Here is a 12,792-nt window from a genome sequence, read left to right on the forward strand (position 1 = left end):
GCGGGGTCCGTTGCCCGCGGGCCGTTGTCAGTGGCTCGTGCGAGGGTGTTCAGCACCACGGGGGAGATCACGTAAGGAGGACCCGATGGCTTGGCACGGGGAAGAGCTGGTCGGATTCGACCTGGAGACGACCGGCACCGAACCGCTGGAGGCGCGGATCGTGACGGCCTCGATCGTCGGCGTCCACGGCGGGCGTGTCGCGCGGCAGCGGGACTGGCTCGCCGATCCGGGGATCCGGATCCCGGCGCAGGCGTCCGCGATCCACGGCATCAGCAGCGAGCGGGCGGCCGCCGAGGGGCGGCCGGTGCGCGAGGTCGCCGACGAGATCGCCGCGACCCTGGCCGGGTACTGGACGCGGGGCGTCCCGGTCGTGGCGTACAACGCCTCCTTCGACCTGACGCTGCTCTCCGCCGAGCTGCGGCGCCACGGACTGCCCTCGCTGAGCGAGCGGCTTGGCGGCGCGCCCATAGGCCCGGTCGTCGACCCGTACACCATCGACCGGGCCGTCGACCGCTACCGCCGTGGGAAGCGGACCCTGGAGGCGGTCTGCGCGGAGTACGGCGTCGTCCTCGAGACGGCCCATCAGGCGGCGGCCGACGCGCTGGCCGCCGTGCGGGTGGCGGTCGCGATAGCCGAACGGCACGCGTCGGTGGCCGCGCTGACCCCGGCCGAGCTGCATGAGCGTCAGATCGGCTGGTACCGCCTCTGGGCGGAGGACTTCCAGGACTTCCTGCGCCGCAAGGGCAGCCCGGAGGCGGTCGTCGATCCGTCGTGGCCCCTGCGGGAGCCGGCCGCGGTGGCCGGCTGACCCGTAGGCGCTCGGTTCCGGACGGCTCCGGTCAGCCGATCGGGTTCTCCGCCAGGAAGTCCAGGAGCAGTGCGTTGATCTTCTCCGGCCGGTCCAGCTGGAGCCAGTGGCCGGCGTTCTCGACGCGCTCGTAGCGCCAGGTGCCGTCCACGTGCTTGCCGGTGCCGGTCATGGACCGCTCGGTGAGGAAGCGGTCGTCGGCGGACCAGACGCCCATGACCGGGCCCGGCAGCGGCGGGAGGGGGAGAGCCGGGCCGAACTGGACTTCGGGGGGCAGGGCCGCCCGGTAGATGTTCAGGGCGGCCGTCAGCGCGCCCGGCGCCCGCAGCGACTCGACGGTCGCGTCCGCGTCCGGGTGCTCGCCCAGCATCTCCCGGAGGTTGGCGAAGTCGTCGCGCGCGAGCCACTCCTCGGCGATGCCCGGGAACTGGAACAGGATCATGTACCAGGACAGCTGCTTCTGCTCGAAGCCCGCGTCGCGGAGGGAGGCCAGGTGGCCGACCGACAGGATGCTCAGGCTCGCGACCCGCTCGGGCACGGCCTGGGCGAGGCCCTGCACGATGCCTGAACCCCAGTCGTGGCCGACCAGATGGGCTCGCTCGATCCCCAGCCGTGCGAGGAGTTCGAGCAGGTCGCCCGCGTGCTTGGCCGGGTGGTACGCCTCCGCGCCGCCCTCGGGCCGGTCCGAGGCGCCGAAGCCGCGCAGGGTCGGAGCGACGCACGTGTACCCGGCGGCGGTCAGGGCCGGCACCTGGTGGCGCCACAGATGGTGGCTGTCGGGAAAGCCGTGCACCAGCAGGACGGCCGGACCCTCGCCGCCGACCTCGACGTCGAGCGTCACCTCGGACAGTTCCACACGCATCACAACACCCCGTTCTTGAGTGGGAAGGCGCGGCCCGCCCCCGACACGGTGTCAGAAGGGATACCACCGCACCTCGGGATCACCCTCCCGCAGCGATACCACCCGCCGTTCGAATTCGGCCAGCGCCTGGGGGTTCGTCGGCGCGTGCTGGGCCACCCACGCGCAGCTCGCGGTCTCCCGGGCCCCGCGCAACACCGCGCACCCGTCCCACTCCCGTACGTCCCAGCCGTACGCCTCGGTGAACGCGTCGTACGCCGCCGGGTCAAGGCCGTACCGGTCCCGGGAGAGGGCGAGCACCACCAGGTCGTGCTCGCGCAGATCGGAGGAGAAGGTCTCCAGGTCCACCAGGACCGGCCCGTCGGGGCCGACATGGACGTTACGGGGCAACGCGTCTCCGTGGATCGGCCCCGGGGGCAGGTGCGGGGTGAGCGCGGCCGCCGCCGGGGCGAAGGAGTCGCGCCGCTCACGCAGGAATGCCGCGTCGGCCGGGTCGATCGCGTCACCGGCGAGACGCAGCCACCGCTCGACCCCGCCGAGCAGATCACGGCGGGGAAGCGTGAAGCCCTCCGGCTCGGGCAGCGCATGGACGCGCCGGAGCAGCGGGGCGAGATCCCGCGGCTCGGCGGGACGGACGGCGGGGAGCCGGTGCCAGAGGGTGACCGGGTGGCCGTCGGCCAGGAGGGGCTTCGGTTCCGCCGCCCGTACGGCGGGGACTCCGCTCTCCTCCAGCCACCCGGCGAGCGCGAGCTCCCGCTCGGCGCGGGGGAGCAGCTCGGCGTCCCGGCCGACCTTCACCACCAGCTCGCCGAGCGCGAAGACCGCGTTCTCGCCCAGCGCGAGGAGCCTCGCGTCCGCCGCCGGCAGCCCCACGGCAGCCAGGATCTCCCGTGCCCGCGCCTCGTCCAGCGCCTCGTTCATCCGAATCTCCGTGTCTCACCGGTGCCTGTGCGAATCAGCCAAAGTCTCGCATCGACGCAGGTTGCCTTGACGAACCGACGGCCCGTCAGGACCATGACGGAGGCCGAGGCGGCGTGGCAAAAGGCGCATAAGGGGTCGAATCTGTGAGTGTGGCGACCGCAACGAAGCGGTCCGGCGGACCGAGGACCGCCGGCGGAAGACCTGGCCCGGGGCGGGACCACAGCGCCTGGTTCCTGGTGCTGCCCGCGCTGATCCCCATCCTGATCCTCAGCGTCGGCCCGCTGCTCTACGGCATCGCGCTCGCCTTCACCGACGCCCAGTCGGGCCGCACCCAGGCCACCCAGTGGGTCGGCACGCTCAACTTCCAGGACCTGCTGCACGACTCGCTGTTCTGGGACTCGTTCCGGATCGGCCTGCTCTGGGCCGTCGGGGTCACCGTCCCGCAGTTCCTGCTCGCCCTCGGCCTCGCGCTCCTGCTCAACCAGAATCTGCGCTTCCGCTGGCTGGCCCGGGCGCTCGCGATCATCCCCTGGGCCATGCCCGAGGTCGTCGTCGGCATCATGTGGCGGCTCGTCTACAACCCCGACGCGGGCATCCTCAACGAGACGATCCGCGATCTCGGTCTCGGCGACGGACGGGACTGGCTCACCGGGCTCGCCACCGCCCTGCCGGCCGTGATCCTCGTCGGCGTCTGGGCCGGGATGCCGCAGACCACGGTCGCCCTGCTCGCCGGTCTGCAGAACACCCCGCACGAACTCCACGAGGCCGCCGCCCTCGACGGCGCGGGCGCCTGGCGCCGCTTCCGCACCGTCACCTGGCCCGCCCTCAAACCGGTCGCCCTCGCCATCACCGCGCTCAACTTCATCTGGAACTTCAACTCCTTCGCCCTGGTCTACGTCCTGACCAACGGCGGACCGGGCGGCCGCACCCGGCTCCCCATGCTCTTCGCCTACGAAGAGGCGTTCCGCTACGGGCAGTTCGGCTACGCCGCCGCGATGGGCTGTGTCATGGTCGCCGTCATCTCCGTGCTCCTCGCCCTCTATCTCGTCGGACGGCTGAAGGGGGACCAGGACCGGTGAGCACCCTCCGTACCAGCAGACCCGCGCGGCTCGGTCAGTACCTCGCGCTCCTCGCGTATCTGCTATTCCTCAGCCTCCCGTTCCTCTGGCTGATCTCGACCGCCTTCAAGCCGGCGACCGAACTGGGCTCGCTCCACCCGACCTGGATCCCGAAGGACCCGACCCTCGCCAACTTCCGGCAGGCGTTCGACGAACAGCCGCTGCTGCAGGCCGCCGGCAACAGTCTGATCGCCGCCCTCGCGGCGGCCCTGATCGCCGTCGTCATCGCCACGCCCATGGCCTATGTGATGGCCCGCCACCGCAGCCGGCTCTCCACGGCCGCCACCGGCTGGGTGGTGATCAGCCAGGCCTTCCCGTTCGTGCTGGTGATCATCCCGCTCTTCCTCGTCCTGAAGAACCTGCACCTGATCAACAGCCTGTTCGGTCTGGTCATGGTGTACGTCGTCTGGTCGCTGCCGTTCGCGCTGTGGATGCTGGTGGGGTACGTACGGGCCGTCCCGGCCGAGCTGGAGGAGGCCGCGGCCGTCGACGGCGCCGGGAAGCTCCGTACGCTCGTCTCGGTCACCGCCCCGCTGCTCGCCCCCGGCATCGTGGCCACCGCGCTCTTCGCCTTCATCACCGCATGGAACGAGTTCTTCTTCGCGCTCGTCCTGCTCAAGACCCCGGAGAAGCAGACCTTGCCGGTCGTCCTCACCCACTTCCTCGGCGCGGAGGGCGTCGCCGATCTCGGCCCGCTCGCCGCGGCCGCGTTCCTCGCCACGATCCCCTCGCTCGTCATCTTCGCGATCATCCAGAAGCGCATCACGGGCGGGATGCTGACCGGGGCGGTGAAGTCCTGATGGACGTACGGATGTGGTGCGTACGGAGGTTCCGCGTACGGACGTTTCGCGTACGAGCGCTCACGGCGGCCACCGCCGCGCTCGCGCTGCTCCTCGGCGGATGCGCCGCGGGGGACGACGCGGACGGCGGCCCGATCCGGCTCCGCTTCCAGTCGCTGGCCTGGCAGAAGGAGTCCGTCGACGCCAACAAGGAGCTCGTGGAGGAGTGGAACGCCGCCCATCCCGACATCCAGGTCGAGTACGTCCAGGGCAGCTGGGACTCCGTCCACGACCAGCTCCTCACCTCCTTCGAGGGCGGTGAGGCGCCCGACATCATCCACGACGCCTCCGACGACCTGGCCGACTTCGCCTACGGCGGCTACCTCGCCGATCTGACGGACCTCCTCCCCGCACGTGTGAAGTCCGACATCCCGGCGCGGAGTTGGGAGACGACGACCTTCGGCGACGGGATCTACGGCGTTCCCTTCCTCCAGGAACCGCGCGTGGTCATGGCCAACAAGCGGATCCTGGAGTCCTCCGACGTCCGGATGCCGACCCCCGAGAAGCCCTGGAGCTGGGAGGAGTTCCGGCGGATCACGAAGGATCTGACGGCCACCATGGGCAAGGGCAGGTACGCGGTCGCCTGGCCGCTCAAGGAGCCGGTCTCGGTCAGCCTCAACCTGGGGCTCTCGGCCGGCGGGCAGCTCTTCCACCGGGAACCCGACGGAAGGGTGACCCTCCGCTTCACCGAGGCGGACGGGGTCGTGCCCGGCACGATCCACGACCAGGTGAACACCGACCTCAGCGCCTCGCGCTCGACCCTGGGCACCGGCGGCTCCGACGCCCTGCCCGGCTTCTTCGGCGGCAAGTACGCGATGGTGCCGCTCGGCTTCTCCTACCGCCAGCAGATCACCCAGCAGGCACCCCAGGGCTTCGAGTGGATCGTGCTGCCGGCGCCCGCGGGGAAGGACGGTCTCGCGCAGGGCGTCAGCCCGCAGACGCTCTCGATCGCCGAGGAGAGCCCGTACAAGAAGGAGGCGGCGCGGTTCCTCGACTTCTTCCTGCAGCCGGAGAACATGGTCCGTCTCGCGCGCGGCGACTGGATGCTGCCGACCGGTACCGCCGCGCTCGCGGACCCGTCCCTGCACACCGCGAAGGACGGCTGGGCGACCGGAGCCGCCGTGGCCGAGCATCTGCGCTCGGCGCCGGCCCAGTCGGTCCGTGGCTATCCGGAGTGGAAGGACAAGGTGGCCACTCCGGCGTACCAGGAGTTCTACAGCGGGGCGATCGACAGGGAGGAGCTGCGCGAACGGCTGGTGAAGGACGGCAACCTGGTCCTCGCCCGCTACCAACGGCGCTGAGGCGCGCCGGGCCCGGCCCCGGCCACCGAAACAACTGGACGAGACGTCTCGTCTCGCTTACTGTGGGCGCATGACCACCGCCGCGCGCCGCGCCCATATCGCCATGTTCTCCATCGCCGCCCACGGCCATGTGAACCCGAGCCTCGAAGTGATCCGCGAGCTCGTCGCCCGTGGACATCGCGTCAGTTACGCGATTCCCGCCTCCTTCGCCGACAAGGTCGCCGCGACCGGCGCCACCCCGGTCCTCTACAGGTCCAGCCTCCCTACCGACGACGACCCGGACGCCTGGGGCACCGAGCTGATCGACAACCTCGAACCGTTCCTCCGCGACGCCGAACAGGTCCTGCCGCAGCTGGCCGAGGCGTTCGAGGCCGACCGGCCCGACCTCGTCCTCCACGACATCACCGCCTACCCGGCTCCGGTCCTCGCACACCGGTGGGATGTCCCCGCCGTGGCACTCTGGCCGAATCTCGTTCCCTGGGAGGGATACGAGGAGGAGGTCGCCGAGCCCATGCTCGCCGAACTCAAGGCCTCCGAGCGGGGCAAGGCGTACTACGCCCGCTTCGAGAACTGGCTGGCCGAGCACGGCGTCGACACCCACCCCGACCGGCTCGTCGCCCGCCCGCGCCGGGCGATCGTGCTCATCCCCGAGGCGCTCCAGCCGCACGCCGACCGGGTCGACACGTCCGTCTTCACCTTCGTCGGCGCCTGCCAGGGGCAGCGGGCGGACCAGGGGGGCTGGCAGCGGCCGGCGGGCGCGGAGAAGGTGCTTCTGGTCTCCCTGGGCTCGGCCTTCACCAAGCAGCCGGACTTCTACAAGGCGTGCATCGGGGCCTTCGGTGATCTCCCGGGCTGGCACGTCGTGCTCCAGATCGGCGCGTTCGTCGACCCGTCGGAGCTCGGCGAGATCCCGTCCAACGTCGAAGTGCACTCCTGGGTGCCGCAGTTGGCGATCCTGAAGCAGGCGGACGCGTTCATCACCCATGCCGGGGCCGGCGGCAGCCAGGAGGGACTCGCCACCGCCACCCCGATGGTCGCGGTCCCGCAGGCCGTCGACCAGTTCGGCAACGCGGACATGCTCCAGTCCCTGGGCGTGGCCCGGCACCTGCCGATGGAGGATGCGACCGCCGAGAGCCTGCGCGAAGCCGTGTTCGCTCTCGTCGACGACCCCCAGGTGGCCCTGCGCGCCAAGGAGATCCGGGAGCGCATGGCGAACGAGGGCGGGGCGCGCCGGGCGGCGGATCTGATCGAGGCCGAACTGCCGTAGCGGCAGGCGCAGTCGAGGGCCCCCGGGGCAACCGGGGGCCTTGTGCGTGCGCCGAGTTGGGGCGAGATGACCGCTTTATTATTACGAAACCTCGTTGAATAAATCACAGGTGCATGAAGGTCTTGATTTGCACTCGTCAATGAGCAAGGGTTTCGAGGCAGCTACCGGAGAGTTTCCTTCCAGTGGCGCATCCCCCCACAAATCCTGACGAGGAGACCCCTCTTCATGGCAATACACAAGCGTGTTCGCCGGACCAAGCTCATCGCCGTCTCGACCGCGATCGCGGCCGCGGCCGGAGTGACCGTCCTCAGCAGCCCGTTCGCCGGCGCGGCCCCCACGCCCGCCCTCGGAACGGTCCACGGACTCGGCGCGGAAGGCGCCGTCGCAGGCAGCTACGTCGTCCTGCTGGACGAGAAGGCCGACAAGGGCGAGCTGGCGAAGGAGTACGGCGGCACCCTGCGCCGCAGCTACGACTCCGCCGTCAACGGCTTCTCGGTCAACGGTCTTTCGGAGACCGAGGCCAAGCGCCTCGCCGCCGACCCGGCCGTCGCCAAGGTCGTCCAGAACAAGAAGTTCTCCATCAATGCCACCCAGACCGACCCGCCGTCCTGGGGTCTGGACCGGGTCGACCAGGCCGAGACCGCCGGGGACAAGAAGTTCACCTACCCCGACAGCGCCGGCGAGGGCGTCACCGCGTACGTCATCGACACCGGAGTCCGCGTCAGCCACAAGGACTTCGGCGGCCGCGCCGCCGACGGCTTCGACGCCATCGACAACGACAACACGGCCCAGGACGGCAACGGCCACGGCACCCATGTCGCCGGCACCATCGCCGGCGAGGCCCACGGTGTCGCCAAGAAGGCCAAGATCGTCGGCGTCCGCGTCCTCGACGACAGCGGCTCCGGCACCACCGAGCAGGTCGTCGCCGGCATCGACTGGGTCACCAAGAACCACCAGGGCCCGTCCGTCGCCAACATGAGCCTCGGCGGAGGCGCCGACCCCGCCCTCGACGAGGCCGTCAAGAAGGCCATCGCCGCCGGCGTCACCTTCGGTGTCGCCGCCGGCAACGAGTCCTCCGACGCGGGCCAGGGCTCCCCCTCCCGCGTCCAGGAGGCGATCACCGTCGCCTCCTCCACCGAGGACGACCAGCAGTCGAGCTTCTCCAACTTCGGTTCGGTGGTGGACCTCTACGCCCCCGGCTCGGAGATCACCTCGGCCTGGAACGACAGCGACACCGGGACCAAGACCATCTCCGGTACGTCCATGGCGACCCCGCACGTCGTCGGCGCCGCCGCCGTGTACCTCGCGGCACACCCCGGCGCCACCCCGGACCAGATCGCCCAGGCCCTGGTCGCCGGAGCGAACACCGACAAGATCTCCAACCCCTCCGCGGGCACCGCCAACAAGCTGCTCAAGATCGTCGAGTAGCGGCTCCGCCCCAGTGACCGGCGGCCGCCGTGCCCTCCCCCACGGGGCGCGGCGGCCGCCTTATCGTGTGCGCCATGACGACGACGTACGCCGCTCTGCTGCGCGGCATCAATGTGGGCGGACACCGCAAGGTGCCGATGGCGGAGCTCCGTTCCGTCCTGGAGGACCTCGGTCTCCGGAACGTCCGGACCCATCTGCAGAGCGGGAACGCCGTCTTCACCACGGACGACGACGCGCCGGCCGAGGAGGAACTCACCACCGCCGTCGAGGACGCCATCGAGAAGCGCTTCGGCTTCCGCGTCGACTGCCTCGTCCGCGACGCGGAGTACCTCGCCGCCGTCGTCGACGCCTGCCCCTTCCCCGCCGCCGAGCTGGAGGGCAAGCAGCTCCACGTCATGTACTTCTCCGAGCCGGTCGGCCCGGAGCGGTTCGCCGCCCTCGACCAAGCCGCGTTCCTGCCCGAGGAGTTCCGGCTCGGCGACCGCGTGCTCTACCTCTACGCCCCCGAGGGCCTGGGCAGGTCCAAGCTCGGCGAGGCGCTCAACCGGCCCGCCCTCTTCAAGGGGATCGTGGTCACCTCGCGGAACTGGAACACGGTCGTCAAGCTCGCCGAGATGACCCGGGACCAGCCGGGACCGAACTAGGTCGGTCCGGTGCCGGGCGGGAACCGCGGGACGTCGCGCGGGAGTCATCAGGGCGTATGCGCCCCGGCCGCGCCGTCACAGACCGCCCCGACCCCGGGGCCGCCTCGACCACCGGCCACCCCGATCAGCGGAAAGCCTTCATGACAGCCTCCTTCAGTGACCAGCTCCTCGCCCTCGCCCGGCCGAACCTCGCCTGGGTGTGCGAACAGCTCGACCTCTTCGACGCCCTTGTGCCTGCCGGGGTGGTGTCCTTCGACCGGGACGAGCCGTCCGTCACCCGCTCGGGCATCACCCTGCGCGCGCACGTCGTCGGCACGTACGCCCTGGACGGCACCTGGATGTGGGCGTGGGCCAACGAGTCCTACCGGGACAGCGCCTTCGCGGTCCGTTCCCGGGAGCTGCGCGAGCTGGGCGAGCGTGCCGGGGTCCCGGAGCTGACCGCGCCCATGCCGGACCTCAACCACTTTCCCGACCCGCGACTGGCCGCCGACCACCTGCTGTTGATGTGCATGGGGCTCCTCGACGTCCGGGGCGGGGTGATCTGCGCCGTGAACGAACGCAGCCGGCTGTTCATGGTCGTCGACGACCCCGCCGTACCCCGGGCCGAGCCGCGCGCGGCCCGGCTCACCCGGGCGCTGCGCAACGGCGCGGGGCTGCTTCCCGGTCCCGCGCTGAAGCCGGTGAAGGGGTGGTTCGCCCGGCACGGGATCGATCCGGTGTACGGGCCCGGACGGGTGGAGGGGGTGCTCGACGGAGGCGATCGTGTCGTGGTGGCCCTGGAGGGCGAGGAGGTCACCGGTGTCGAGATCGCCGGCCCCGACGGGAGCACGCCCGGCTGCGGCACGGCCGGTGAACAGGAGCTGGAGGGGGCGCGCCTGTCCCCGGAGGCGCCGCACCGGACGTTCCCGCGGCCGCTGCTCGCCGTGGCGGCCCGGGAGATGGCCTTCTCGATTCTGCGGACGCGGGCGATGGTCCGGTACGCGGACGACCACCTCGCATTCGCCGGCCGCCCTCCGCTGTGGGACGAACAGGCCGGGGAGCTGCGGTTCCCCGGCGGGGGGCTCAAGGCACGCCGCCTCGGCTCCTACGACTCCGAGGAAGGCTGGTTCCGGTGGGCGCCGGGCACGGAGGACATCCGCGACCGGTTCCGGGAGGCGGCCGGGCTCGGCCCCGCGGACGCCGAGGACCTGCCCGAGCTGTCCGGCGAGCGGCTCGACCTGACCGCGTACGGGCCGCGGGAGGCCGTCGCGGTGGCCCTGGCCCGCACCGCGGCGAACGTGGTGGGCCAGACCTTCACCTCGCTCGGGAACCACTTCTTCACCGTCACCGACGAACGTCTCTCCGGCGCCGGGGAGATCGACCTCGACGCGGCCGTGGCGGACATCCGTAACGGCGCGAGCTGGCTCCAAGGCCTGGTGGAGCAGGAGACCCGCGACGAGACCATGCGGTCACTGGCCCAGTCGTACTTCGAGCGGCTCGGGCTGCAGGTGTGGCACTACGGGCGACCGGACTTCATCAGCGGCGTGACGGGCCTGTACGAGGTGCGGGTGTACTTCTCTCCGGACGGCACCATCACCCAGGTCACGCCCGGGATGGTGATGGGCGCGTCCATGTGACCGACGGCGGCGTGATCTTCTGTTCGGGAGAGGTCATAACATCGGGCCATGACCGATGTGCCGTCACGGGTCGAACTGTGCCCGCTCACCATCGCCGACCAGGACGAGTTCTGCGCGCTCGTGAGGGCCAGCACCGAACTCCATACGCCGTGGATGCAACTGCCCGCGACCCCGGAGGAGTTCCAGGGCTGGATGAGCCGCTTCGCCGATGGCACCAACCTCGGTTTTCTCATCCGTGTCCAGAAGACCGCGACAGCCGCCGGCATGGTCAACATCAACTCGATCATCCGGGGCCGTTACCAGGGCGCGTCCCTCGGTTATGCGGCTTTCGCCCCGTCCGCGGGGCGGGGTTACATGGCCGAGGGACTCACCCTTGCCCTGCGGTACGCCTTCGACGACCTGCGGCTCCACCGGCTGGAGGCGAACGTTCAGCCGGCGAACAAGGCGTCTTTGGCCCTGGTCCAGCGCCTGGGCTTCCGTTACGAAGGTCTGTCGCCCGCCTATCTCTATATCGACGGGGCCTGGCGCGACCACGAACGGTGGGCCATCACCGCACCACCTTCCTGGACGCCCGATCCTTCCCTTCCCGAGATCTAGGGGCGGTCCGTGATGTACCAGAGGCGGTCGACAGTCCACCACGGTTCGAGCAGGCCGATGTGGCTGTCGTCCGCGTTGCGGTCCTTGAGACCCATGGACCAGGTCTCGCCCTTCAGCCGGATCTGGTAGAGATCACCCCTGCGCTCGATGGACCATTCGCGCTTGGCGCCCGTCAGGTCGCCGCTTTCGAGGTACACGTCGCTCTTCCAGCCCAGGGTGTAGCCGCCCTGGGTCTCGTTGTTCCGCTTCGGTTCGAGGTAGCGGCCGCTGTCGGAGTTCTTGATGGTGTACACACCCTCGCTGACGCGGGTGAACTCCCAGGTGTAGTAACCACCGACCTTGTTGTAGTCCTGGCGCCATGCCTGGGCGATGTGGCGGCTTCCGTTGGCGTCGTTCGGGGTGAGCAGGCCCCCGTACAGGGCGCTGGCGATCACCTTCTTGCCGTTGGTGAGGTGACTGAGATCGCCCGGCTGGTTGGGCTGCTGCGGCTGGTCGGGGCGGGGGTTGGGCATGATCGCGCTCCTGTCGTGTCGAGATGTGTTCGGACGGAGTCGGAGCCTGTCCGGCTCCGGGACGTGCCGGCGGGGCGGGTCAGTGCACCGATGCCAGGTGGACCACGGCGCCGTAGCCGGCGCCCAGGCGCAGGGACCTCTTCGTGCCGTTGTCCGCCAAGGCCCGGTAGTCGTAGTGGCGGATGCGTCCGCCGTCGCCGGAGGTGGTGATGGCCACGTCGACTCGCTCCAGGTGCCACACGTCGTCCTTGTCCTTGTGGCCGAAGCGGATGTAGGTCGGGAAGCGGTCGAGGTCGGAGGCGTGCAGCTGCGGGTTGCGCGGGTCGTTGTCGCCGGGGTTCGAGACGTTGGCACCCTCGCCCAGGACGAAGGTCTCCGTCGTGCCCTCCGACGAGGACGGGAAGTTGTCGGCCGGCGTATCGAGGAGGAACTCCCGGCCCCCGACGCCGAGGTACACCCAGCCGTCGGTCCCCGAGTCACTTCCGGCAGCCGTCCGGACGGACGCCTCGATCGTGGTGATGTTTTCTTCGGCCATGCGCTTTTCTCCCTTCCGTTTTCCTGGTTGCCGCTTGCGCGGACATGCCTGAGTTCCACAAGAGACGAATCGGTGAACGATGGCTTACGTATGGTTCTGGGGCCGGCCGTCGAGCTTCCCGGTCCATTGCGGTCCCGGGTTTCCACCTCAGCGGTGTTGCCCTGGTCGCGTGATGACGCGGGGTTCTCAGGTGACCGGCAGGCAGCGGACGGAGACGACGCCGGGTGCCGTGGCCTGGGCGGCCCCCACGGAAGTGCCGGCAAAGACCGCTCCCAGGGCGGCGACTGTGAGCCGGCGGGTGGTGAGGAGCTGCATGGGTTTTCCCTTTCCCTTGCCTGCTGCACAGG

General features: G+C 70.4%; 14 protein-coding genes. 9 read left to right on the forward strand and 5 right to left on the reverse strand.

Going from position 1 to position 12,792, the window contains the following annotated elements; genetic code table 11:
- Positions 1-85: 85 nt before the first annotated feature.
- Positions 86-808, forward strand: coding sequence for a 3'-5' exonuclease (locus ACFYV5_RS01400; protein ID WP_389162948.1), 723 nt, complete (start codon positions 86-88; stop codon positions 806-808).
- A 31-nt stretch (positions 809-839) separates the two neighbouring features.
- On the opposite strand, the gene ACFYV5_RS01405 is transcribed toward ACFYV5_RS01400, so the two are convergent.
- Entirely contained in the window at positions 840-1,670 is an 831-nt protein-coding gene (locus ACFYV5_RS01405; protein WP_389162951.1) for an alpha/beta fold hydrolase, read from the reverse strand.
- A gap of 51 nt (positions 1,671-1,721) precedes the next feature.
- Positions 1,722-2,576: a phosphotransferase enzyme family protein gene (locus ACFYV5_RS01410; protein WP_389165001.1), complete on the reverse strand. Its 855-nt coding sequence runs from the start codon at positions 2,574-2,576 to the stop codon at positions 1,722-1,724.
- 161 nt (positions 2,577-2,737) lie between these two features.
- Between ACFYV5_RS01410 and ACFYV5_RS01415 the strand changes: the two genes are divergently transcribed.
- The 8 genes from ACFYV5_RS01415 to ACFYV5_RS01450 all read left to right on the forward strand — a co-directional run bounded on the left by ACFYV5_RS01415 (position 2,738) and on the right by ACFYV5_RS01450 (position 11,398).
- Complete coding sequence (locus ACFYV5_RS01415) at positions 2,738-3,667, forward strand: carbohydrate ABC transporter permease (protein ID WP_389162954.1); 930 nt, start codon at positions 2,738-2,740, stop codon at positions 3,665-3,667.
- Positions 3,664-4,506: a carbohydrate ABC transporter permease gene (locus ACFYV5_RS01420; protein ID WP_389162956.1), complete on the forward strand. Its 843-nt coding sequence runs from the start codon at positions 3,664-3,666 to the stop codon at positions 4,504-4,506. The genes ACFYV5_RS01415 and ACFYV5_RS01420 overlap by 4 nt, the downstream gene beginning before the upstream one ends.
- Before the next feature lie 11 nt (positions 4,507-4,517).
- Positions 4,518-5,846, forward strand: a complete 1,329-nt coding sequence (locus ACFYV5_RS01425) for an ABC transporter substrate-binding protein (RefSeq protein WP_389165004.1) — start codon at positions 4,518-4,520, stop codon at positions 5,844-5,846.
- 70 nt (positions 5,847-5,916) lie between these two features.
- On the forward strand, positions 5,917-7,113 hold the full coding sequence (gene mgt, locus ACFYV5_RS01430; protein WP_389162959.1) for a macrolide-inactivating glycosyltransferase: 1,197 nt from the start codon (positions 5,917-5,919) through the stop codon (positions 7,111-7,113).
- A 225-nt stretch (positions 7,114-7,338) separates the two neighbouring features.
- Positions 7,339-8,541, forward strand: a complete 1,203-nt coding sequence (locus ACFYV5_RS01435; RefSeq protein ID WP_389162962.1) for a S8 family serine peptidase — start codon at positions 7,339-7,341, stop codon at positions 8,539-8,541.
- Between the two features lie 74 nt (positions 8,542-8,615).
- A complete protein-coding gene (locus ACFYV5_RS01440) occupies positions 8,616-9,185 on the forward strand; it encodes a DUF1697 domain-containing protein (RefSeq protein WP_389162965.1) in 570 nt (189 codons plus the stop codon).
- Positions 9,186-9,325: 140 nt separating this feature from the next.
- Positions 9,326-10,801 (forward strand): DUF6882 domain-containing protein, encoded by a 1,476-nt coding sequence (locus tag ACFYV5_RS01445; protein WP_389162968.1) that lies wholly within the window; start codon positions 9,326-9,328, stop codon positions 10,799-10,801.
- Between the two features lie 48 nt (positions 10,802-10,849).
- Entirely contained in the window at positions 10,850-11,398 is a 549-nt protein-coding gene (locus tag ACFYV5_RS01450) for a GNAT family N-acetyltransferase (RefSeq protein ID WP_389162971.1), read from the forward strand.
- On the opposite strand, the gene ACFYV5_RS01455 is transcribed toward ACFYV5_RS01450, so the two are convergent.
- From ACFYV5_RS01455 to ACFYV5_RS01465, 3 genes are all read right to left on the reverse strand, one after another.
- Positions 11,395-11,910, reverse strand: coding sequence for an RICIN domain-containing protein (locus ACFYV5_RS01455; protein WP_389162974.1), 516 nt, complete (start codon positions 11,908-11,910; stop codon positions 11,395-11,397). The two genes, ACFYV5_RS01450 and ACFYV5_RS01455, sit on opposite strands and share 4 nt — an antisense overlap.
- Before the next feature lie 79 nt (positions 11,911-11,989).
- Positions 11,990-12,445 (reverse strand): hypothetical protein, encoded by a 456-nt coding sequence (locus tag ACFYV5_RS01460; protein ID WP_389162977.1) that lies wholly within the window; start codon positions 12,443-12,445, stop codon positions 11,990-11,992.
- 186 nt (positions 12,446-12,631) lie between these two features.
- Positions 12,632-12,760, reverse strand: coding sequence for a hypothetical protein (locus ACFYV5_RS01465; RefSeq protein WP_389162979.1), 129 nt, complete (start codon positions 12,758-12,760; stop codon positions 12,632-12,634).
- Positions 12,761-12,792 lie beyond the last annotated feature (32 nt).

It is taken from the genome of Streptomyces sp. NPDC003035, assembly GCF_042888285.1.
Lineage (GTDB): Bacteria > Actinomycetota > Actinomycetes > Streptomycetales > Streptomycetaceae > Streptomyces.

Excerpts from the sequence above, each read along its gene's own strand:
- ACFYV5_RS01435 (WP_389162962.1), top strand. The coding sequence starts at position 7,339 with ATGGCAATACACAAGCGTGTTCGCCGGACCAAGCTCATCGCCGTCTCG.
- ACFYV5_RS01460 (WP_389162977.1), bottom strand. The coding sequence starts at position 12,445 with ATGGCCGAAGAAAACATCACCACGATCGAGGCGTCCGTCCGGACGGCT.
- ACFYV5_RS01400 (WP_389162948.1), top strand. The coding sequence starts at position 86 with ATGGCTTGGCACGGGGAAGAGCTGGTCGGATTCGACCTGGAGACGACC.
- ACFYV5_RS01455 (WP_389162974.1), bottom strand. The coding sequence starts at position 11,910 with ATGCCCAACCCCCGCCCCGACCAGCCGCAGCAGCCCAACCAGCCGGGC.
- ACFYV5_RS01465 (WP_389162979.1), bottom strand. The coding sequence starts at position 12,760 with ATGCAGCTCCTCACCACCCGCCGGCTCACAGTCGCCGCCCTGGGAGCG.
- ACFYV5_RS01450 (WP_389162971.1), top strand. The coding sequence starts at position 10,850 with ATGACCGATGTGCCGTCACGGGTCGAACTGTGCCCGCTCACCATCGCC.
- ACFYV5_RS01445 (WP_389162968.1), top strand. The coding sequence starts at position 9,326 with ATGACAGCCTCCTTCAGTGACCAGCTCCTCGCCCTCGCCCGGCCGAAC.
- mgt (WP_389162959.1), top strand. The coding sequence starts at position 5,917 with ATGACCACCGCCGCGCGCCGCGCCCATATCGCCATGTTCTCCATCGCC.
- ACFYV5_RS01425 (WP_389165004.1), top strand. The coding sequence starts at position 4,518 with ATGTGGTGCGTACGGAGGTTCCGCGTACGGACGTTTCGCGTACGAGCG.
- ACFYV5_RS01405 (WP_389162951.1), bottom strand. The coding sequence starts at position 1,670 with ATGCGTGTGGAACTGTCCGAGGTGACGCTCGACGTCGAGGTCGGCGGC.
- ACFYV5_RS01440 (WP_389162965.1), top strand. The coding sequence starts at position 8,616 with ATGACGACGACGTACGCCGCTCTGCTGCGCGGCATCAATGTGGGCGGA.